The organism is Candidatus Fukatsuia endosymbiont of Tuberolachnus salignus (assembly GCF_964030845.1).
GTDB classification, from domain to species: Bacteria; Pseudomonadota; Gammaproteobacteria; order Enterobacterales; family Enterobacteriaceae; genus Fukatsuia; species Fukatsuia symbiotica.
In genome coordinates, this window is record NZ_OZ034983.1 from 522,774 (window position 1) to 543,269 (window position 20,496).

The 20,496-nt window shown below is 45.0% G+C and carries 21 protein-coding genes; 15 read left to right on the forward strand and 6 right to left on the reverse strand.

Annotated elements, in window-relative coordinates; translation table 11 throughout:
• Positions 1-128: 128 nt before the first annotated feature.
• The 4 genes from AAHH42_RS02730 to AAHH42_RS02745 form a co-directional block, all read right to left on the reverse strand.
• On the reverse strand, positions 129-893 hold the full coding sequence (locus AAHH42_RS02730; RefSeq protein WP_342221643.1) for a Rha family transcriptional regulator: 765 nt from the start codon (positions 891-893) through the stop codon (positions 129-131).
• Positions 894-1,249: 356 nt separating this feature from the next.
• Entirely contained in the window at positions 1,250-2,221 is a 972-nt protein-coding gene (locus AAHH42_RS02735) for an Rpn family recombination-promoting nuclease/putative transposase (protein WP_342221644.1), read from the reverse strand.
• Positions 2,222-2,331: 110 nt separating this feature from the next.
• A complete protein-coding gene (locus tag AAHH42_RS02740; protein ID WP_342222000.1) occupies positions 2,332-2,952 on the reverse strand; it encodes a lambda exonuclease family protein in 621 nt (206 codons plus the stop codon).
• Between the two features lie 150 nt (positions 2,953-3,102).
• On the reverse strand, positions 3,103-3,921 hold the full coding sequence (locus AAHH42_RS02745; protein WP_342220949.1) for a group II intron maturase-specific domain-containing protein: 819 nt from the start codon (positions 3,919-3,921) through the stop codon (positions 3,103-3,105).
• A gap of 175 nt (positions 3,922-4,096) precedes the next feature.
• On the opposite strand from AAHH42_RS02745, the gene AAHH42_RS02750 reads away from it, so the two are divergent.
• From AAHH42_RS02750 to AAHH42_RS02800, 11 genes are all read left to right on the forward strand, one after another.
• Positions 4,097-5,776, forward strand: coding sequence for a recombinase family protein (locus AAHH42_RS02750; protein ID WP_342221151.1), 1,680 nt, complete (start codon positions 4,097-4,099; stop codon positions 5,774-5,776).
• Positions 5,724-6,410: a group II intron maturase-specific domain-containing protein gene (locus AAHH42_RS02755; protein ID WP_342221645.1), complete on the forward strand. Its 687-nt coding sequence runs from the start codon at positions 5,724-5,726 to the stop codon at positions 6,408-6,410. The genes AAHH42_RS02750 and AAHH42_RS02755 overlap by 53 nt, the downstream gene beginning before the upstream one ends.
• 152 nt (positions 6,411-6,562) lie before the next feature.
• Positions 6,563-7,183: a lambda exonuclease family protein gene (locus AAHH42_RS02760; protein ID WP_342222001.1), complete on the forward strand. Its 621-nt coding sequence runs from the start codon at positions 6,563-6,565 to the stop codon at positions 7,181-7,183.
• 110 nt (positions 7,184-7,293) lie between these two features.
• The gene (locus AAHH42_RS02765) at positions 7,294-8,241 is read left to right on the forward strand and encodes an Rpn family recombination-promoting nuclease/putative transposase (protein WP_342221646.1); all 948 of its coding nucleotides are present in this window, start codon (positions 7,294-7,296) and stop codon (positions 8,239-8,241) included.
• A gap of 362 nt (positions 8,242-8,603) precedes the next feature.
• Entirely contained in the window at positions 8,604-9,368 is a 765-nt protein-coding gene (locus tag AAHH42_RS02770) for a Rha family transcriptional regulator (RefSeq protein WP_342221647.1), read from the forward strand.
• Between the two features lie 159 nt (positions 9,369-9,527).
• On the forward strand, positions 9,528-9,794 hold the full coding sequence (locus tag AAHH42_RS02775) for a transcriptional regulator (RefSeq protein ID WP_342221025.1): 267 nt from the start codon (positions 9,528-9,530) through the stop codon (positions 9,792-9,794).
• Between the two features lie 137 nt (positions 9,795-9,931).
• Positions 9,932-10,363: a PAS domain-containing protein gene (locus tag AAHH42_RS02780; RefSeq protein ID WP_342221026.1), complete on the forward strand. Its 432-nt coding sequence runs from the start codon at positions 9,932-9,934 to the stop codon at positions 10,361-10,363.
• Positions 10,324-10,632 (forward strand): hypothetical protein, encoded by a 309-nt coding sequence (locus AAHH42_RS02785; protein WP_342221027.1) that lies wholly within the window; start codon positions 10,324-10,326, stop codon positions 10,630-10,632. Before AAHH42_RS02780 ends, AAHH42_RS02785 begins: the two co-directional genes overlap by 40 nt.
• Positions 10,633-10,889: 257 nt before the next feature.
• Positions 10,890-11,087, forward strand: coding sequence for a hypothetical protein (locus tag AAHH42_RS02790; RefSeq protein WP_342221028.1), 198 nt, complete (start codon positions 10,890-10,892; stop codon positions 11,085-11,087).
• Positions 11,088-11,373: 286 nt separating this feature from the next.
• Positions 11,374-11,604 (forward strand): excisionase, encoded by a 231-nt coding sequence (locus tag AAHH42_RS02795; RefSeq protein ID WP_072550645.1) that lies wholly within the window; start codon positions 11,374-11,376, stop codon positions 11,602-11,604.
• Positions 11,579-12,643 (forward strand): site-specific integrase, encoded by a 1,065-nt coding sequence (locus tag AAHH42_RS02800; RefSeq protein ID WP_072550644.1) that lies wholly within the window; start codon positions 11,579-11,581, stop codon positions 12,641-12,643. The genes AAHH42_RS02795 and AAHH42_RS02800 overlap by 26 nt, the downstream gene beginning before the upstream one ends.
• A gap of 289 nt (positions 12,644-12,932) precedes the next feature.
• On the opposite strand, the gene AAHH42_RS02805 is transcribed toward AAHH42_RS02800, so the two are convergent.
• Together AAHH42_RS02805 and AAHH42_RS02810 are read right to left on the reverse strand one after the other, a co-directional pair.
• Positions 12,933-14,609: a hypothetical protein gene (locus AAHH42_RS02805; RefSeq protein ID WP_342221648.1), complete on the reverse strand. Its 1,677-nt coding sequence runs from the start codon at positions 14,607-14,609 to the stop codon at positions 12,933-12,935.
• 501 nt (positions 14,610-15,110) lie between these two features.
• Positions 15,111-15,929, reverse strand: coding sequence for a group II intron maturase-specific domain-containing protein (locus tag AAHH42_RS02810; protein ID WP_119797158.1), 819 nt, complete (start codon positions 15,927-15,929; stop codon positions 15,111-15,113).
• Between the two features lie 175 nt (positions 15,930-16,104).
• Here AAHH42_RS02810 and AAHH42_RS02815 point away from each other — a divergent pair, with 175 nt between their 5' ends.
• From AAHH42_RS02815 to AAHH42_RS02830, 4 genes are all read left to right on the forward strand, one after another.
• Complete coding sequence (locus AAHH42_RS02815; RefSeq protein ID WP_342221151.1) at positions 16,105-17,784, forward strand: recombinase family protein; 1,680 nt, start codon at positions 16,105-16,107, stop codon at positions 17,782-17,784.
• Entirely contained in the window at positions 17,732-18,418 is a 687-nt protein-coding gene (locus AAHH42_RS02820) for a group II intron maturase-specific domain-containing protein (RefSeq protein ID WP_342221645.1), read from the forward strand. Before AAHH42_RS02815 ends, AAHH42_RS02820 begins: the two co-directional genes overlap by 53 nt.
• Positions 18,419-18,570: 152 nt before the next feature.
• A complete protein-coding gene (locus tag AAHH42_RS02825) occupies positions 18,571-19,191 on the forward strand; it encodes a lambda exonuclease family protein (RefSeq protein ID WP_342222000.1) in 621 nt (206 codons plus the stop codon).
• Between the two features lie 156 nt (positions 19,192-19,347).
• Complete coding sequence (locus AAHH42_RS02830; protein ID WP_205411484.1) at positions 19,348-20,259, forward strand: Rpn family recombination-promoting nuclease/putative transposase; 912 nt, start codon at positions 19,348-19,350, stop codon at positions 20,257-20,259.
• The last annotated feature ends 237 nt before the right edge of the window (positions 20,260-20,496 follow it).

Genomic DNA, 20,496 nt, shown 5'->3' on the forward strand with positions numbered 1-20,496 from the left:
GACAGGGGTGGCTGAAGACCACTTCTGTTAGCGCTAGGGTTAATTGATGTAAACGGTGATTACGTTGCCGTTGTTGTTTTGCAATTTATTGTGAATGTTATGTTTTCATCGTGTGTGACTCCTCTAGCCTATGATGCAATATTGAATGCTTTGTCATGGGTGAAGTGCCCATCCCAATATGTTTTCATTGGCAGCTTATTTTTGCGATAGAGATAAAACAATCGAATTGCCCCTTTGCGCAGTAAAACCGGTCGGTACTTGATAAAGTCATCACCGCTATGAATGCTGATTTTATGTTGATGTTCCGTCAAATATCGGTCACGCGCATAAGAGGTTGCACGCCAGCGGGTATGGGATTTACTTTCGTTATAGAGCCAATTTCTTTTCGCCAAACAGTGATTAATCTGTTGTGTATTAATACCGTTGAGCATTTTGCAAAATTGAGGGATCGTCATCCCTTCTTTAAAGAGACTTTTTAACGCGTGTAATTCCTCTTCCTGTTCTTTATTTACTAAGGCCAGTCTCATTTTTTCGCGAAACTGCTCTGCCCATGCCATAGCCGCAACCGGTGGATCTTCGAAATTAGGCAATACGCAGACAGGCCGTGTTGCTTGCTCTTCTAGCTCCCGCCAGCGAGTGGCGACTTTATGGCGAAGTGGAATACTGTAACCCATGACCAATGTCATGGTTAAATCCTGGTCAAGTAAATATTCCTGATAGGTGCGACGACTGGCGTCTTTGTAATCGGCGGAAAAGTCCGCCGATTGAATAGTGAGCACTTCAAACATTTTTCTACAGTCATAAAGTACGTCCTTATGCTGTTTACCCGTTAGTCGAGCAATTTCGCGGCTAGACATTTTTACCTGTTGATAGAGAGTGATGACATTTGACATGCAGAATTCCTTGCAAGTGAATTGCGATTAATGACTTCCGGTACGTTACCGAAGCGGAAGATTAATTAAGCTTTGATGTTGCGTCAGCGGGGGGGCTTTGCTTCTATTAACAAAATTAACGAATACCATCCCATCTTTGAAACAGTCACAAAGACGGCAGGCTAAAGGTGAATTTAGTTTTATTGAAGGCGTATAGTTGCTCGCTATCTGACCATGACACGCTATGGACGTAAAAAAACCGCACTACTCGCGTATGCGGTATTCGCTAGTTAAGGGTATTTAACACCTTTAACGCAATATTCCCCGAGGCTGAATCATCATTCAACCCGTCCGGGTATAGCAAGTGTTAAGACACCTTAATGTAGCAATACTTCAATATTTTTAATATCTTGGTCAGAAAGTCCAGTAGCCGTTTTAATTACATCGCGATTTATCCCTCGAGAGAGAAGTTCTTTCGCAATTTTTAAGGATGCTTTTTTTTCACCCTGTTGCATGCCCTGTTGCATGCCTTGTTGCATGCCTTGTTGCATGCCTTGTTCCAGACCTTGTTCTATGCCCCGTTTTTCGCCCCGTTTTTCGAGTTGTTGTGCAATCGTCATAATGTCCTCACGGTAAGTGGGTGTCTGATCCACGAGCGCTTTGAAGAACTTTTCAGTATTCTTCGTTTCCCCTTGGTAGGTGATATAATAGAGCAAAGCGTGGAACAATTCACGGTTTGTATAACCTTTATTCAATAGTTCTGCAATGGGTCCGACAATGTTTATCATATCACGCATGTAAATGTGTTTTTGCACCAGTTCCATCAACGCCACATGGCCGTGTGTCATGATTTCCTCATCAGGAATAACGCTAATATCCACCAAAGGAAACGGCTTGGTGTAGATTTCTCTGGCTAGCTCCGGGTCAACAAAACAATCCATCAAATCCCTGCTGTAAGGATAGGGCCGCCTTTTTCCGTGATAAAACAATATCGGCACCACAATAGGTAATTTTTCGTTCGGGTTTTTGTCAAAACATTTTTGCCAAATCCCCACACAATAGCGTAATTCACGAAACGTCATCAAAAGTTGCGGGTTGCTTTGATGTTCGATAATACACTGAATGTACGCCTTGCTGCCGTCGTTCATCTGCATTGAATAAACAATATCAGAGAAATATTGTCTCAAATTTTCATCAACAAAGGAGCAATCTTCTACTTTCAGTGTAGAAAGGTCACATTTCTTCAAAACAGCGGGCGGTAAATGTGTTTTCAAAAAGTCTCGTGCCACCTCAAGATTACCCAAAAACTTCTTACAGAAGGCGTCGTGAGGAGAAATTATTGCTTTCATCGCTTTATCCTAAGCTTAATATAACGACGTTTCAGAAAGGCATGCCCTGTATCATACCATCTCTGCCCCTGTTTTGATGTTGACGACCACTTTTTTCAGTGGCGTTATCTTCATGCCACTTTCCCATACGTTTTAATCTGTTCGATTTCATCTTCAAGTTCCTGAAGAAATTTTCGCACTTCTGTTTCAATTTCCTTGCCCAGTGCCTCATCAAAGTGAATGCGCTTTTTGAAGTAGGCTAATGTGTCAGGCAGTCGATTGTCATAGCTGACAAAGTCACACCATCTTCGCCCCGTACACAGCATTTGCGCGTGCATTTGCAGGCGGTATTTTTTTTCTGGTTCACCTGTTCTTATCGTTTTCAGATGTGTCCAGGTTTTTGGGCATTTGATTTCGATGAGACCATCCTCATTAACCAGTCCGTCGGGACTGGCGGCAAACCCCTTGATGGTAGGGTGGTCGACGAGCCCCACTTCCGTGACCTCTACTGCAAATTCACGCAATAGGTAAGCCTTACGCGCGACGGGTTCCAGTGCTGTCCCGTGCTTCATGTCGAGCGTGACAAAGGTGTCTTCCCGTTTCCCCGTCAGACGCTGGCAAATCAGCTCGGCCCTGTATTTTTTTCGCGTTGCGGCGTCGCCTGTTTTTACTTTTGCCATCACCTCTGCCAATTTGCTGGCTGTGACCTTGCCGCATCTTGCAGCAAACCAGGCTTCTGTTCGTTGTTCCATTTTTACCTCGATAAATTGTCTTGTCATCAAAACGGAGAACCGCTCGTAGAGTAGGTCTCTGGTTTGACATCATCTCCCCAGCGACCTCTCGTCAAACCGTGCTTGCAGTTTTCCCGTACACGGCTTTCCGACTGTCTTCTTTCCACAGCGTTACGACGGCACAGGTCGGGCATACCGACTCCCTTCATCTCCGGTTATGGACAGGCTGTACAGCTTAAACAGCCCGTGGTAATCGTAGAACCAGGACGGCGGGTGGTCCCTCCACCCCTTACCCCGTTTCTTGTGCTTCTTCCGCAACATGATGCAGAGTGTCCATATCGTGTAATTCGCTATGCTCAAGAAATGCTTCCTTGAATTACCTGTCTTGAAGTAATTCCCCCATCCGCGAAGAATCGGGTTTACCTTTTCTTTCACCAATGTGGGCCAATCCCAGTGCTGCCCTTTTCGGACAACATCACGGATTTTCTGCTTAACAGACTTCATAGCCTTGGGAGTCGGATAGTAAAAGGTCTTCAACTCGCCCGTCACTTTCGATGGTTGAACTGCGAACCTGTGACCTAGAAAGTCAAACGGCTCTTTCATGGCATTAACTATCCGCGTTTTCTTGGCATTAAGCGTCAACCCAAGTCGGTCTAAGACTTTCTTGGCCTGATCCAGATAAAACTCCGGGCGCTTGCTGCACAAAATCACAAAATCGTCGGCATATCGCACGATATGAGCATCATGCGGACGTTTACCGAACGCCTTTTTCTCCCACGTCGAATCAAGCCAGTGCAGGTAGAGATTAGCGAGCAAGGGAGAAATTACTCCGCAAACAATAGTGCAAACTTTCGCGTAAGCTGGGGCCTGCGTTTTCACCGGCGCTGCCTCAAGTCTGGTCATCCGGATGGGAGCATCACTGAGTTTTCCCTCGTTATTGAGACTGATAACGGCACACGGAGTGACCCTCAGCAATGAAACCGAAGCCATTTTCACAACACGTACGTATCACTTTCGAGCCCAGCCGGTTTTCTGACGACCAGCTGACGGATGTTTATGAACAGCTGACTCCCGTTAACCACCACGTGCTTACCCCTCACGACCAGGCCCAGGCCAAACCTCACCGGGCTCCTGCCCGCTCAACCGCTAGACGGAGCAAAATGTTATGAACAAGGCACTGGTCGCACTCTACGCCCGCGTTTCTTCCGGGCAACAGGTAAAAAATGGCACCATCGGCAGTCAGCTTGCAGCAATCAAGGACCGCATCCGTGAGGACGGCCACGTGTTGCCTGACGCCATGCTCTTTATCGATGATGGTGTCAGCGGTGCTACACTTATCCGCCCGCAACTAGAGCGCCTGAGGGACTACGCGGCGGCAGGCGATATTGAATGCCTGTACATCCTGTCGCCCGACAGGCTAGCCCGTAAATACGCCTATCAGGCTCTGCTGATGGAAGAGTTCAGCGCCTGCGGCGTGGAGGTTATCTTTATCTGTCACACCCCCGGCGACACGCTGGAAGACATGATGCTTCTGCAGATGCAGGGGATGTTTGCTGAATATGAGCGGGCAAAGATTATGGAGCGCAACCGGCGTGGTAAGCTTCACGGTGCACGCTGTGGTAATGTCGGTGTCCTTTCCGGTGCACCTTACGGTTATCGGTATATCCGCAGGCAGCCGGACGGGACACCCGCACAGTATATTGTCAACCTTCATGAAGCCTCCGTGGTCAGGAAGATATTTAGTTGGGCTGGCATAGAGCGCCTGAGTCTAGGCGGTGTGGTCAGACGTCTGGCTGAGAAAGGCATAGAAAGCGCCACCGGCAAACCCGGCTGGGACCGCAGTACGGTATGGGGCATGTTAAAGAACCCCGCTTACAAAGGACTTGCTGTGTTCGGAAAAACGAAAAACTGCGCCCCCCGTCCCCGGGTGAGAGCAGCGCGCAACAGTGCAGATATCCTCAAGAACGGTTATTCAGTAATACGAAGTAAGCCGGATGACGGCATCGGGATCCCTGTGCCTGCCATCATCAACAGCGCTCTTTTCTTGACGGTCAACGAACAGCTGGAAGAAAACCGCCGACATGCACGACAGGGGCGCCGGGGAGCCGCTTATCTCTTACAGGGGCTGACTGTGTGCGGCCACTGTCGCTATGCGTATTATGGCAAAAAAGTCAGTAAATCTGCGGCAAAAGGGGGGGCGCAGTATTCTTATTACCACTGTACTGGGACGGATGCTTACCGCTTTGGGGGCATTCGGGTGTGTGACAATAAACAGGTCAGGACATCCATGCTGGATGAAACGGTCTGGGCACAGGTCATTGCGCTGCTGTCTGAGCCGGAACGGCTGAAAAAAGAATATGAGCAGCGTCTAACGCAGGCGTCAGAGCACAGTGGACAGACCGCAGATGCTGAGCGTCTGAAAAAGCAAGAAAATCAGCTAAACGTGGGGCGGTCCCGATTGATTGATAGTTTTGCCGAAGGGCTGATTGGCAAAACAGACTTTGAACCACGGATCAGAGTGATGACGCTCAGGCTGGCGGAACTTGCGCGCCAGAGAGTGAAGGTGAAACAGGCCACAGAGAACCAGCATGAGTTGCTGCTACTGGTTAACCGGGTGGAGGATTTTGCTGCTGCGGTCACGGAACGCCTGAGTACGGACGATTTTCTGATGAAGCGAGAAATTCTGCGTGCGCTGGTGAAACGGATAGAAATTTATCGTGATGAAATTGTGGTGGTTTTTCGGGTGAATCCCGGGAATGATACCAGCCTGGAAGCAGGATCAGACAAAACATATGGCAGAAGTTTGCCAGATTGTTTGCGGAGTAAGTTCTCCCTTGCTCGCTAATCTCTACCTGCACTGGCTTGATTCGACGTGGGAGAAAAAGGCGTTCGGTAAACGTCCGCATGATGCTCATATCGTGCGATATGCCGACGATTTTGTGATTTTGTGCAGCAAGCGCCCGGAGTTTTATCTGGATCAGGCCAAGAAAGTCTTAGACCGACTTGGGTTGACGCTTAATGCCAAGAAAACGCGGATAGTTAATGCCATGAAAGAGCCGTTTGACTTTCTAGGTCACAGGTTCGCAGTTCAACCATCGAAAGTGACGGGCGAGTTGAAGACCTTTTACTATCCGACTCCCAAGGCTATGAAGTCTGTTAAGCAGAAAATCCGTGATGTTGTCCGAAAAGGGCAGCACTGGGATTGGCCCACATTGGTGAAAGAAAAGGTAAACCCGATTCTTCGCGGATGGGGGAATTACTTCAAGACAGGTAATTCAAGGAAGCATTTCTTGAGCATAGCGAATTACACGATATGGACACTCTGCATCATGTTGCGGAAGAAGCACAAGAAACGGGGTAAGGGGTGGAGGGACCACCCGCCGTCCTGGTTCTACGATTACCACGGGCTGTTTAAGCTGTACAGCCTGTCCATAACCGGAGATGAAGGGAGTCGGTATGCCCGACCTGTGCCGTCGTAACGCTGTGGAAAGAAGACAGTCGGAAAGCCGTGTGCGGGAAAACTGCAAGCACGGTTTGACGAGAGGTCGCTGGGGAGATGATGTCAAACCAGAGACCTACTCTACGAGGGGTTCTCCGTTTTGATGACAAGACAATTTATCGAGGTAAAAAAATGGAACAACGAACAGAAGCCTGGTTTGCCGCACGATGTGGCAAAGTGACGGCCAGCAAATTGGCAGAGGTGATGGCAAAAGTCAAAACAGGCGACGCCGCAACGCGAAAAAAATACAGGGCCGAGCTGATTTGCCAGCGTCTAACGGGGAAACGGGAAGACACCTTTGTCACGCTCGACATGAAGCACGGGACAGCACTGGAACCCGTCGCCCGTGAGGCTTACATCTTGCGTGAATTTGCAGTAGAGGTCACGGAGGTCGGTCTCGTCGACCACCCCACTATTGAGGGGTTTGCGGCCAGTCCCGACGGATTGGTTAATGAGGATGGCCTGATCGAGATTAAATGCCCCAAAACCTGGACGCATCTGAAAACGATAAGAACAGGTGAACCAGAAAAAAAATACCTCCTGCAAATGCACGCGCAAATGCTGTGTACGGGGCGTCGATGGTGTGACTTTGTCAGCTATGATAATCGACTGCCTGACACATTAGCCTACTTCAAAAAGCGCATTCACTTTGATGAGGCACTGGGCAAGGAAATTGAAACAGAAGTGCGAAAATTTCTTCAGGAACTTGAAGATGAAATCGAACAGATTAAAACGTATGGGAAAGTGGCATGAAGATAACGCCACTGAAAAAAGTGGTCGTCAACATCAAAACAGGGGCAGAGATGGTATGATACAGGGCATGCCTTTCTGAAACGTCGTTATATTAAGCTTAGGATAAAGCGATGAAAGCAATAATTTCTCCTCACGACGCCTTCTGTAAGAAGTTTTTGGGTAATCTTGAGGTGGCACGAGACTTTTTGAAAACACATTTACCGCCCGCTGTTTTGAAGAAATGTGACCTTTCTACACTGAAAGTAGAAGATTGCTCCTTTGTTGATGAAAATTTGAGACAATATTTCTCTGATATTGTTTATTCAATGCAGATGAACGACGGCAGCAAGGCGTACATTCAGTGTATTATCGAACATCAAAGCAACCCGCAACTTTTGATGACGTTTCGTGAATTACGCTATTGTGTGGGGATTTGGCAAAAATATTTTGACAAAAACCCGAACGAAAAATTACCTATTGTGGTGCCGATATTGTTTTATCACGGGAAAAGGCGGCCCTATCCTTACAGCAGGGATTTGATGGATTGTTTTGTTGACCCGGAGCTAGCCAGAGAAATCTACACCAAGCCGTTTCCTTTGGTGGATATTAGCGTTATTCCTGATGAGGAAATCATGACACACGGCCATGTGGCGTTGATGGAACTGGTGCAAAAACACATTTACATGCGTGATATGATAAACATGGTCGGACCCATTGCAGAACTATTGAATAAAGGTTATACAAACCGTGAATTGTTCCACGCTTTGCTCTATTATATCACCTACCAAGGGGAAACGAAGAATACTGAAAAGTTCTTCAAAGCGCTCGTGGATCAGACACCCACTTACCGTGAGGACATTATGACGATTGCACAACAACTCGAAAAACGGGGCGAAAAACGGGGCATCGAACAGGGCATGCAACAGGGCATGCAACAGGGCATGCAACAGGGACGTCAGGAAACTAAACTCGAAATTGCCAAGCAGCTTCTTAAAAGTGGTGTAGATGGTGCTTTGGTTAAAGCGTCTACTGGACTTTCTGACCAAGATATTAAAGATATTGAAGTATTGCTACATTAAGGGTGCCTTAGCACCTGCTATACCCGGACGGGCTGAATGATGATTCAGCCTCGGGGAATATTTCGTTAAAGGTGTTAAATACCTTTAACTAGCGAATGCCGCATACGCAAGTAGTGCGGTTTTTTTACGCCCATAGCGTGTAATGGGTCAGATAGTGAGCAATTATACGCCTTCAATAAAACTAGATTCACCTTTAGCCTGCCGTCTTTGTGACTGTTTCAAAGATGGGATGGTATTCGCCAATTTTGTTAATAGAAGCAAAGCCCAACCCCCCGCTGACGCAACATCAAAGCTTAATTAATCTTCCGCTCCGGTAACGTACCGGAGGTCATTAATCGCAATTCACTTGCAAGGAATTCTCCATGTCAAATGTCATCACTCTCTATCAACAGGTAAAAATGTCTAGCCGTGAAATTGCTCGACTAACGGGCAAACAGCATAAAGACGTACTTTATGACTGTAGAAAAATGTTTGAAGTGCTCACCATTCAATCGGCGGACTTTTCCGCCGATTACAAAGACGCCAGTGGTCGCACCTATCAGGAATATTTGCTTGACCAAGATTTAACCATCACATTGGTCATGGGTTACAGTATTCCACTTCGCCATAAAGTCGCCACACGCTGGCGGGAGCTGGAAGAGAAAGCAACACGGCCTGTCTGCATATTACCTAATTTCGAAGACCCCCCTGTTGCGGCTATGGCATGGGCAGAGCAGTTTCGCGAAAAAACCAGGTTAGCCTTAGTGAACAAAGAACAGGAAGCGGAATTAAAGGAGTTGAAGAACCTGTTTAAGGAAGGAATAACGACCACTCAATTTTGCAAAATGCTCAACGGTATTAATACACAACAGATTAATCACTGTTTGGCAGAAAGAAATTGGCTCTATAACGAAAGTAAATCCCATACCCGCTGGCGTGCAACCTCTTATGCGCGTGACCGATATTTGACGGAACATCAACATAAAATCAGCATTCATAGCGGTGATGACTTTATCAAGTACCAACCCGTTTTACTGCGCAAAGGGGCAATCCGATTATTTGACCTCTACCGCAAAAATAAGCTGCCAATGAAAACCCATTGGGACGGACACTTCACCCACGAAAAAGAACTTGGCATCGCATCATAAACCCACGGAGTCACTCACCATGAAAACATAAATAGCCACAACAACTTACAAATAGCGACGGTGACGCAATCCCGTTTATATCACTTAACCCTAGCGCTAACAGAGGTGGGACTAACCACCCCTGTCAGCTAACCACCACAACCTACCACAGAGGCTACAATGGCTAACATCGATATTACCCAATTTCCTGAATTACGGGAAGTTTTTCCTGAATTAACACCGGTGCAATTTGAAACGGCGATGCTTTTCGCGTTAGGCGTGTCACAAAAAGACATCGCCTTATTACGTTCTGTGTCCTATCCCGCAGTGAAACAGACGTTGGCAAGTGCAAAACTCAAATTTGAACCGTATTCTCTGCATGGTCTGTTTACCGTATTTCATGTCCGCCTTGCGCTTTTTGCTTTGAAGGGATGTAGAAAGCGATAGCGTCTAGCATGATAAAAATAGAAAAGAGAGTCTCTCTCGTGGAGACTATTCCATTTTATTTTTCTAATTAGACTTTCGCACTGACTAAGTAATTTACCCTCTCCTAAATGGGCGTCATCCACAATGAAAGGGGCTGAATGGAGTTAGGACAGATGATGAAAAAAATAGCAAAGGTCTCAAGTTCATTGCCTCTGACATCAATGATGGAAAACAGTCAAGATGTTTGGGGAATAAAAGACAGTGACTCACGCTTTATTTATACCAATCGTGCTTTTTTTGACTTTTTAAATTTGCCACAAGGATTTGATGTAATAGGACGACGTGATGATGAACTTCCTACGTGTATTGCAGAATTTGCTTTAATAATTCAAAAACTGGAAAGAGAGGTTATAAAAAGCGGACAGAAAATTACCCTCATTAAAACGCATTTCTTTGGTCGTGAGCAGAAACTGCAACCTTATTTATACGAAACCTTTCCGTTGCATAATAAAGAAAGAAATGCATCGGCACCGTTTTTTATGGCAGAAAATTGGCTATTATTTCACTGCCACACTACGTGGATAAGCTGACTGCCACGCTATTATTGGAACCGCCCTCGAATCTCTTCACACAATCTGAACTGAGGATAGTCTTTTATTTATTACGCACGATGAGTGCCAAGGAAATAGGTAAAAAATTGGCACGTTCTCATCGCACAATAGAAAATAGAATTCGTATTCTATACCAAAAAGCGAAAGTGCATTCATTGCTGGACTTTAAACATTTTTGTCATCAAACCGGCTTTGACCGCACTGTTCCCCACGCGTTTATACGCCCCGGGATACAGTTTATTGAGTAGGAGGTTTTCTTATGAGCAACAGACAGAGCAGAGCGAGAAAACGAGCGTTAAAAGATAAGGTCTTGGAAGCTAAGCGAAATGAAAAAAAATTGGTTTACTCGATTAAGAAGTTGGTTTAAAAAGAGAAAAAAGCCTACACATCGATTGCCATAAAACCATTTTATTGCTTCTTCGAAAAATAATGCGTTTAGCGAAGGGCTTCGTCTTATCAATACAAGTGGAGTACTTACATATTATCTCTAAAAAAAGGAAGCGTTATGTTACAAGACGTGATGAAAGAACCGTCAGAGATGATTTATATTGGCGCGATACTCCACCAAGCACTTGAAACCTTTGCCGCGTCTGTCAGCGCTCATTGTGGATACAGAATCACTGCAGCTCATTTTGCTCAATACCTTATCGACCATTATGGTGAAATAGCCAAAGACACGATTATTGCCACATTGAAAAATTGAAAATGGATTTTATTACAGAATAAATAAAATAGCCTTCTTCATCAAGGCTATTTTTATTGGATAAATTTTATATGATTGCCTCATTATTCGACCTATAAAGAGAAGACCCTATTTTAATACTACCCCCTCATAACAATGAAAGACGCTATTATTTATTGATATTGATTATTCCTCTCATTATTTTTTATTCTTAAAATAAAGTTATTCACATGACCCTCTATAACTCTTCCGTCTACAACACGGACGAGGTCATGACGTTTTTAACGTTGATAAGGAAAGCACTGCGATGGAAATCAGCCTCAAGCAATGGAATCAAAATCAGCCTCGCCCACGTTGCATGGAACAAGTACGTCGATGGGTCCGCTCTGGTGCCATCCAACCGCCACCACGGCTCGATGGCAGAGAATACCTTGTTAACGCTAATGCCGTGAAGATCGACCCCACAACCCCCGCCAGTTACGCCGGAAAGCGCTTAATGGAGAGACTGTATCATGGCACGCAAAAGAAAGCCGGCTAACCGAGACCTGCCCCCCAATCTGTATGTCCGCAATAACGGCTACTATTGCTACCGAGACCCCCGCACAGGTAAGGAATACGGCCTAGGGAGCGTGAAACGTATCGCAATCAACGAAGCGATTGCCATGAATATGCAGATTTTTGACCAACGCTACAATTTGGTAGACAGAATTAACGAGGTGAATACGCTGTCGGTGACAGAATGGATAGCCAGATTTAAAGAAAAATTGCATCAACGTGGCCTTCGTTCTAAAACACTCACAGACTACCAATCAAGATTAACGGCCATCACCCAGGCTTTTCCTGATAGTACATTGAACACCCTTACCACCAAAGACATTGCTAAATTTTTAAAGAGTTACAGCGAACAAGGCAAAACCGCCAGTGCAAAATTAATTCGCAGCTTGTTGATCGATATGTTTAATGAAGCCATTGCAGAAGGGCATTTGGCAACCAATCCGGCTACAGCGACGAAGAAGCCTCGCGTACAGATACAGCGAGAACGTTTATCACTGGAAGAGTTTCTTGTGATAAGAGAAGCGGCAAACAAACGGCAGCCGTTGATAGGTTTAAGCATGGATTTGGCCTTACTGACAGGTCAGCGGGTGGGGGATATCCAACGGATGAAATGGCAAGATGTTCATGATGGGAAATGGTGGGTAGAGCAACAGAAGACAGGGATGAAATTGGCGATACCTTTAACCTTGAATCTGGAGGTGATTGACAAGAACCTTGAAGGTGTTCTTGCGGATTGTCGGCAACAAATAAGGGGTGAAAATTATGTCTTTGCGGGAAGGAATAAAACCCGCTTCAGTCAGAGATCGCTATCGACAGGTTTTGCCGATTCAAGAGAGAAATCAGGCTTGAAATGGCAGGGCACACCGCCTTCATTTCACGAGATTAGAAGTTTATCCGCGCGGCTGCACAGTGAAGCCAGAGGTAACGATTTTGCACAAAAATTACTGGGACACAAATCTTCTGCCATGACGGATAAATACCGTGATAGCCGAGGAAGTGAGTGGGACGAAATTCGATACTAATTATTACCTTTTGGGCTACCAAGTAAGGTGTTAGGATGCGAGCCGCATCTATGTATTTTGACCTAATTTCGATCGATTGTGACTTTTTGTTTTTAATTTATTGATTTATATGATAAATAAAATACTCGCACTATGAGGAGTTAAGTCACACTAAGATAAAATAATCAATAAAAAACAAATAGATAAAATATTTCTGCTTATATAATAGGCAACAAAACACGACAAAACACAACTTTTCAGTCACTATTTATCAATATGTTGCCTCTTCATTTCGACCTGTTCTTCTATGCTAAAAGTTCTGTACAAATTGACCATTCTGAATGGATAGCATGTCGGCTAAATATTTTCGATCAGGTGATTCATCTGCAGCTTTAGCAGGGTTTGTTAAAAATTTTTTAACATGCTCACGAAATTCAAGTTGTACATAATGATCGATCCAATCCGAAATAATATCTTGGTTTTTATAATTCATTATTCCATGATGGTTCCATTTCTCTCCAACGTTACTAGGTGATGGACTACGAAAAACACGATCTCCTGTAGTAGATTGCATCATACATATAAGAATAGCATATTCGTCCGCTACTCTTAGATAGTGATAATTACTATCATGCATTTCTTCACTGTTTGGGTCAACTCGCTCAGTACAATAAGAATATACTTGAACAGTAACATATCTGTTAGTGTGTCCTATTTTTTTGTGCTTTTCTCCTTTTCTAACCCTATTTTGTACATCAATCATTCTAACTTCTTCACTTTTTTCATCATAGGTCAAATTTCCAAGTTTAATATCTGTTATATAAATACCGTTGGTATGCAATTTTTTTAATTCGAATAACACATTCGTAAAACTCATAATACCAATAATAATTTTATCATCGAATATTAATCTATATAAGTTATCACCTGCATTACGCATAATTATCAAACCATGATCTACCACTAAACCATCTATTATGGCATTTAGCTCTGATAACTCGTTATAATATTTATTATTCTCATGTTTGAATTCGTTAAAATGACCAAGGTCAGAAGAATTATCAGGAAGGTTATCTTGAGATTCTAAGTTAGGGATTAACGTCACAAATCGGTGATCCATTTTTTTTACCTGTTTAGACTTTCCTGTTAATTTACTTTCTGGCTCTGTACCTGGTGCATAAATAACACTCTTACAATACTTTTTCTCCACATCATAATAATATATTATACCCTCATGTTTAAGATAAGTACCGGCATATACTAATTTCACAAATTCCTTCATAGTATTGATAGCATGATTTTTTATTTCTACTAATCTTTTTCCATACGGGATGAAATAATTTCTAATTTTTTCATCCATTATTTTTTTGATTGGTATTATTAATTCTTCTGTATCTAGCATAGTTTGATTAAAGCCTAAAAGACTATTTTGGATAAATTGACTAGAATGCTCTGAGATAGACTCAGTATGAATAGACACTCCAGAAATGGAAAACACCATTTTACCCTCTCTTACAGAGACCATAAATTTATCTTTTTTATTATGAGGAGCTAAATCTCTTATTTGAGAAAAAATCATTACATTACATATATTTCTAAACGTTACTATTTTAAATTTATTTTCATTTTTTTTATGTAGCTTATTATATAATAAATTAAATTCTTCTAATTTATTAGCATCTTTTATAAGATATGAATCAGAATTTGGGATGGATAAATTATGTTCTAAAAAAATATTTAGTATTATGGCATGAGAAGTATTATCAATAACCTGACTGAAAATAGATTTTCCATTGATATAGAATATTATTCCTCCATGATTATTTAGAAAAACTGTACATTTGTCTTTTTTATCATTTGTAGCCATATTGATCATAGCTGAAAAAATTATTAATTTTTCGATACTATCGTCTTCTCTCCCCTCCGAATTTTTATGTAATTTATCATATAATTGCTCAAGTTTCGCTTTTCCGCTTTCATATTCCAAATAAATCAAAAAAATCAAAAAGAAAATTCATATGCATAGCTTTTTCTGTATTGCCACTCAGACTACCCTCTAGTCCTTCATAGCTTACTTCTACAAATGTACTTCTACTCCTAATCATGTCTGCCTTCTATTAAACTATTTGTCACAAAAACCATCTCATTATTAATTAGACTCTTCTTGAAAAAATTATCTTCTAATAAAATGTATTTTATTTATAGTAAATTTTTTTCATTTTGCAGTACAATGAGCCCATCCCATTCATCAAGGCAGGATTATACTCATTAATTAACCAATTTAAGGTTGTAAAATATTCAATTTCTTTATGTTAATTGAACTTGTGAGGAGTCTTAATCTGTAAAATGCTTGAATACAAACCTTATTGATTATAAATAATATGTAGAGTAGGTCTCTGGTTTGACATCATCTCCCCAGCGACCTCTCGTCAAACCGTGCTTGCAGTTTTCCCGCACACGGCTTTCCGACTGTCTTCTTTCCACAGCGTTACGACGGCACAGGTCGGGCATACCGACTCCCTTCATCTCCGGTTACGGACAGGCTGTACAGCTTAAACAGCCCGTGGTAATCGTAGAACCAGGACGGCGGGTGGTCCCTCCACCCCTTACCCCGTTTCTTGTGCTTCTTCCTCAACATGATGCAGAGTGTCCATATCGTGTAATTCGCTATGCTCAAGAAATGCTTCCTTGAATTACCTGTCTTGAAGTAATTCCCCCATCCGCGAAGAATCGGGTTTACCTTTTCTTTCACCAATGTGGGCCAATCCCAGTGCTGCCCTTTTCGGACAACATCACGGATTTTCTGCTTAACAGACTTCATAGCCTTGGGAGTCGGATAGTAAAAGGTCTTCAACTCGCCCGTCACTTTCGATGGTTGAACTGCGAACCTGTGACCTAGAAAGTCAAACGGCTCTTTCATGGCATTAACTATCCGCGTTTTCTTGGCATTAAGCGTCAACCCAAGTCGGTCTAAGACTTTCTTGGCCTGATCCAGATAAAACTCCGGGCGCTTGCTGCACAAAATCACAAAATCGTCGGCATATCGCACGATATGAGCATCATGCGGACGTTTACCGAACGCCTTTTTCTCCCACGTCGAATCAAGCCAGTGCAGGTAGAGATTAGCGAGCAAGGGAGAAATTACTCCGCAAACAATAGTGCAAACTTTCGCGTAAGCTGGGGCCTGCGTTTTCACCGGCGCTGCCTCAAGTCTGGTCATCCGGATGGGAGCATCACTGAGTTTTCCCTCGTTATTGAGACTGATAACGGCACACGGAGTGACCCTCAGCAATGAAACCGAAGCCATTTTCACAACACGTACGTATCACTTTCGAGCCCAGCCGGTTTTCTGACGACCAGCTGACGGATGTTTATGAACAGCTGACTCCCGTTAACCACCACGTGCTTACCCCTCACGACCAGGCCCAGGCCAAACCTCACCGGGCTCCTGCCCGCTCAACCGCTAGACGGAGCAAAATGTTATGAACAAGGCACTGGTCGCACTCTACGCCCGCGTTTCTTCCGGGCAACAGGTAAAAAATGGCACCATCGGCAGTCAGCTTGCAGCAATCAAGGACCGCATCCGTGAGGACGGCCACGTGTTGCCTGACGCCATGCTCTTTATCGATGATGGTGTCAGCGGTGCTACACTTATCCGCCCGCAACTAGAGCGCCTGAGGGACTACGCGGCGGCAGGCGATATTGAATGCCTGTACATCCTGTCGCCCGACAGGCTAGCCCGTAAATACGCCTATCAGGCTCTGCTGATGGAAGAGTTCAGCGCCTGCGGCGTGGAGGTTATCTTTATCTGTCACACCCCCGGCGACACGCTGGAAGACATGATGCTTCTGCAGATGCAGGGGATGTTTGCTGAATATGAGCGGGCAAAGATTATGGAGCGCAACCGGCGTGGTAAGCTTCACGGTGCACGCTGTGGTAATGTCGGTGTCCTTTCCGGTGCACCTTACGGTTATCGGTATATCCGCAGGCAGCCGGACGGGACACCCGCACAGTATATTGTCAACCTTCATGAAGCCTCCGTGGTCAGGAAGATATTTAGTTGGGCTGGCATAGAGCGCCTGAGTCTAGGCGGTGTGGTCAGACGTCTGGCTGAGAAAGGCATAGAAAGCGCCACCGGCAAACCCGGCTGGGACCGCAGTACGGTATGGGGCATGTTAAAGAACCCCGCTTACAAAGGACTTGCTGTGTTCGGAAAAACGAAAAACTGCGCCCCCCGTCCCCGGGTGAGAGCAGCGCGCAACAGTGCAGATATCCTCAAGAACGGTTATTCAGTAATACGAAGTAAGCCGGATGACGGCATCGGGATCCCTGTGCCTGCCATCATCAACAGCGCTCTTTTCTTGACGGTCAACGAACAGCTGGAAGAAAACCGCCGACATGCACGACAGGGGCGCCGGGGAGCCGCTTATCTCTTACAGGGGCTGACTGTGTGCGGCCACTGTCGCTATGCGTATTATGGCAAAAAAGTCAGTAAATCTGCGGCAAAAGGGGGGGCGCAGTATTCTTATTACCACTGTACTGGGACGGATGCTTACCGCTTTGGGGGCATTCGGGTGTGTGACAATAAACAGGTCAGGACATCCATGCTGGATGAAACGGTCTGGGCACAGGTCATTGCGCTGCTGTCTGAGCCGGAACGGCTGAAAAAAGAATATGAGCAGCGTCTAACGCAGGCGTCAGAGCACAGTGGACAGACCGCAGATGCTGAGCGTCTGAAAAAGCAAGAAAATCAGCTAAACGTGGGGCGGTCCCGATTGATTGATAGTTTTGCCGAAGGGCTGATTGGCAAAACAGACTTTGAACCACGGATCAGAGTGATGACGCTCAGGCTGGCGGAACTTGCGCGCCAGAGAGTGAAGGTGAAACAGGCCACAGAGAACCAGCATGAGTTGCTGCTACTGGTTAACCGGGTGGAGGATTTTGCTGCTGCGGTCACGGAACGCCTGAGTACGGACGATTTTCTGATGAAGCGAGAAATTCTGCGTGCGCTGGTGAAACGGATAGAAATTTATCGTGATGAAATTGTGGTGGTTTTTCGGGTGAATCCCGGGAATGATACCAGCCTGGAAGCAGGATCAGACAAAACATATGGCAGAAGTTTGCCAGATTGTTTGCGGAGTAAGTTCTCCCTTGCTCGCTAATCTCTACCTGCACTGGCTTGATTCGACGTGGGAGAAAAAGGCGTTCGGTAAACGTCCGCATGATGCTCATATCGTGCGATATGCCGACGATTTTGTGATTTTGTGCAGCAAGCGCCCGGAGTTTTATCTGGATCAGGCCAAGAAAGTCTTAGACCGACTTGGGTTGACGCTTAATGCCAAGAAAACGCGGATAGTTAATGCCATGAAAGAGCCGTTTGACTTTCTAGGTCACAGGTTCGCAGTTCAACCATCGAAAGTGACGGGCGAGTTGAAGACCTTTTACTATCCGACTCCCAAGGCTATGAAGTCTGTTAAGCAGAAAATCCGTGATGTTGTCCGAAAAGGGCAGCACTGGGATTGGCCCACATTGGTGAAAGAAAAGGTAAACCCGATTCTTCGCGGATGGGGGAATTACTTCAAGACAGGTAATTCAAGGAAGCATTTCTTGAGCATAGCGAATTACACGATATGGACACTCTGCATCATGTTGCGGAAGAAGCACAAGAAACGGGGTAAGGGGTGGAGGGACCACCCGCCGTCCTGGTTCTACGATTACCACGGGCTGTTTAAGCTGTACAGCCTGTCCATAACCGGAGATGAAGGGAGTCGGTATGCCCGACCTGTGCCGTCGTAACGCTGTGGAAAGAAGACAGTCGGAAAGCCGTGTGCGGGAAAACTGCAAGCACGGTTTGACGAGAGGTCGCTGGGGAGATGATGTCAAACCAGAGACCTACTCTACGAGGGGTTCTCCGTTTTGATGACAAGACAATTTATCGAGGTAAAAAAATGGAACAACGAACAGAAGCCTGGTTTGCCGCACGATGTGGCAAAGTGACGGCCAGCAAATTGGCAGAGGTGATGGCAAAAGTCAAAACAGGCGACGCCGCAACGCGAAAAAAATACAGGGCCGAGCTGATTTGCCAGCGTCTGACGGGGAAACGGGAAGACACCTTTGTCACGCTCGACATGAAGCACGGGACAGCACTGGAACCCGTCGCGCGTAAGGCTTACCTATTGCGTGAATTTGCAGTAGAGGTCACGGAAGTGGGGCTCGTCGACCACCCTACCATCAAGGGGTTTGCCGCCAGTCCCGACGGACTGGTTAATGAGGATGGTCTCATCGAAATCAAATGCCCAAAAACCTGGACACATCTGAAAACGATAAGAACAGGTGAACCAGAAAAAAAATACCGCCTGCAAATGCACGCGCAAATGCTGTGTACGGGGCGAAGATGGTGTGACTTTGTCAGCTATGACAATCGACTGCCTGACACATTAGCCTACTTCAAAAAGCGCATTCACTTTGATGAGGCACTGGGCAAGGAAATTGAAACAGAAGTGCGAAAATTTCTGCAGGAACTTGAAGATGAAATCGAACAGATTAAAACGTATGGAAAAGTGGCATGAAGATAACGCCACTGAAAAAAAGTGATCGTTTAGCGGATGAAATACGCGTAGAGTTGCCTGTCGATAATATCGACGCCACATTGTAGAGAATAATCACAGGGAGATTGCGCCGTGCCTCAGGTACCGAACCCACATGATGCAACATTTAGGAAGTGCATGAGCAATGTTAACGTTGCCCGTGATTTCCTACAGTTCCACTTACCGCCTGAAATCAAGGAGCAATGCGATTTTTCTACGTTGAAGATCGAACCGGGTTCATTCATTGAGCCGAATTTGAGACAACATTATTCTGACATTGTTTATTCACTCAAAACGAAGGAGGGTAAGCGTTGCTACATTCATTGTCTCATCGAACATCAAAGCACGCCAAAAAAATTAATGGCTTTCCGCTTGTTCCGCTACAGTATTCCCATCATGCAACAGCATCTTGACCAAGGCCATGACGAGTTGCCGGTGGTAATACCGATCCTCTTTTATCATGGAGAAACAAGCCCTTATCCCTACAGTATGGATTGGCTGGATTGTTTTGCTGACAGAGACTTAGCACAAAGAGTCTATTCTCAGCCTTTTCCTTTGGTGGATGTGACCACGATACCCGATGAAGAAATCTTGACTCACCGCAGTGTTGCTCTTCTTGAATTAGTACAAAAGCACATTTATGCGCGTGATATCATAGTGATAAGTCAGTCTATTGCACATTTACTGAATACGGGTTATACAGAGAGTGAACTGGTTAAGACATTAATGTATTATATTGCTCAGAGAGGAAAAACAGCGGATACACCGCAATTTTTCAAAACGATTGTGGAGCACGCACCGACTTACAGTGAGGACATCATGACGATTGCACAAGACCTGAGAAGAGAGGGCCGTGAGGAAGGCATGCAACAGGGCATGCAACAGGGCATGCAACAGGGCATGCAACAGGGCATGCAACAGGGACGTCAGGAAAGAAACACAGAAATTGCCAAAGCGCTTCTTAAGAATGGTGTGGATAGGGCTTTGGTTAAAACATCTACTGGACTTTCTGACCAAGATATTGAAGATATTGAAGTATTGCTACATTAAGGTGTCTTAACACCTGCTATACCCGGATGGGCTGAATGATGATTCAGCCTCGGGGAATATTTCGTTAAAGGTGTTAAATACCTTTAACTAGCGAATGCCGCATACGCAAGTAGTGCGGTTTTTTTACGCCCATAGCGTGTAATGGTCAGATAGTGAACAACTATACGCCTTCAATAAAACTATAACAGGGGCCGTATAAGTTGATTGTAAAAATTTACACTAATATATTGATATTAA

Coding starts and splice junctions, on each gene's coding strand:
- AAHH42_RS02730 (WP_342221643.1), bottom strand. CDS start 893: ATGTCAAATGTCATCACTCTCTATCAACAGGTAAAAATGTCTAGCCGC.
- AAHH42_RS02735 (WP_342221644.1), bottom strand. CDS start 2,221: ATGAAAGCAATAATTTCTCCTCACGACGCCTTCTGTAAGAAGTTTTTG.
- AAHH42_RS02740 (WP_342222000.1), bottom strand. CDS start 2,952: ATGGAACAACGAACAGAAGCCTGGTTTGCTGCAAGATGCGGCAAGGTC.
- AAHH42_RS02745 (WP_342220949.1), bottom strand. CDS start 3,921: ATGGCTTCGGTTTCATTGCTGAGGGTCACTCCGTGTGCCGTTATCAGT.
- AAHH42_RS02750 (WP_342221151.1), top strand. CDS start 4,097: ATGAACAAGGCACTGGTCGCACTCTACGCCCGCGTTTCTTCCGGGCAA.
- AAHH42_RS02755 (WP_342221645.1), top strand. CDS start 5,724: ATGGCAGAAGTTTGCCAGATTGTTTGCGGAGTAAGTTCTCCCTTGCTC.
- AAHH42_RS02760 (WP_342222001.1), top strand. CDS start 6,563: ATGGAACAACGAACAGAAGCCTGGTTTGCCGCACGATGTGGCAAAGTG.
- AAHH42_RS02765 (WP_342221646.1), top strand. CDS start 7,294: ATGAAAGCAATAATTTCTCCTCACGACGCCTTCTGTAAGAAGTTTTTG.
- AAHH42_RS02770 (WP_342221647.1), top strand. CDS start 8,604: ATGTCAAATGTCATCACTCTCTATCAACAGGTAAAAATGTCTAGCCGT.
- AAHH42_RS02775 (WP_342221025.1), top strand. CDS start 9,528: ATGGCTAACATCGATATTACCCAATTTCCTGAATTACGGGAAGTTTTT.
- AAHH42_RS02780 (WP_342221026.1), top strand. CDS start 9,932: ATGGAGTTAGGACAGATGATGAAAAAAATAGCAAAGGTCTCAAGTTCA.
- AAHH42_RS02790 (WP_342221028.1), top strand. CDS start 10,890: ATGTTACAAGACGTGATGAAAGAACCGTCAGAGATGATTTATATTGGC.
- AAHH42_RS02795 (WP_072550645.1), top strand. CDS start 11,374: ATGGAAATCAGCCTCAAGCAATGGAATCAAAATCAGCCTCGCCCACGT.
- AAHH42_RS02800 (WP_072550644.1), top strand. CDS start 11,579: ATGGCACGCAAAAGAAAGCCGGCTAACCGAGACCTGCCCCCCAATCTG.
- AAHH42_RS02810 (WP_119797158.1), bottom strand. CDS start 15,929: ATGGCTTCGGTTTCATTGCTGAGGGTCACTCCGTGTGCCGTTATCAGT.
- AAHH42_RS02815 (WP_342221151.1), top strand. CDS start 16,105: ATGAACAAGGCACTGGTCGCACTCTACGCCCGCGTTTCTTCCGGGCAA.
- AAHH42_RS02820 (WP_342221645.1), top strand. CDS start 17,732: ATGGCAGAAGTTTGCCAGATTGTTTGCGGAGTAAGTTCTCCCTTGCTC.
- AAHH42_RS02825 (WP_342222000.1), top strand. CDS start 18,571: ATGGAACAACGAACAGAAGCCTGGTTTGCCGCACGATGTGGCAAAGTG.
- AAHH42_RS02830 (WP_205411484.1), top strand. CDS start 19,348: ATGAGCAATGTTAACGTTGCCCGTGATTTCCTACAGTTCCACTTACCG.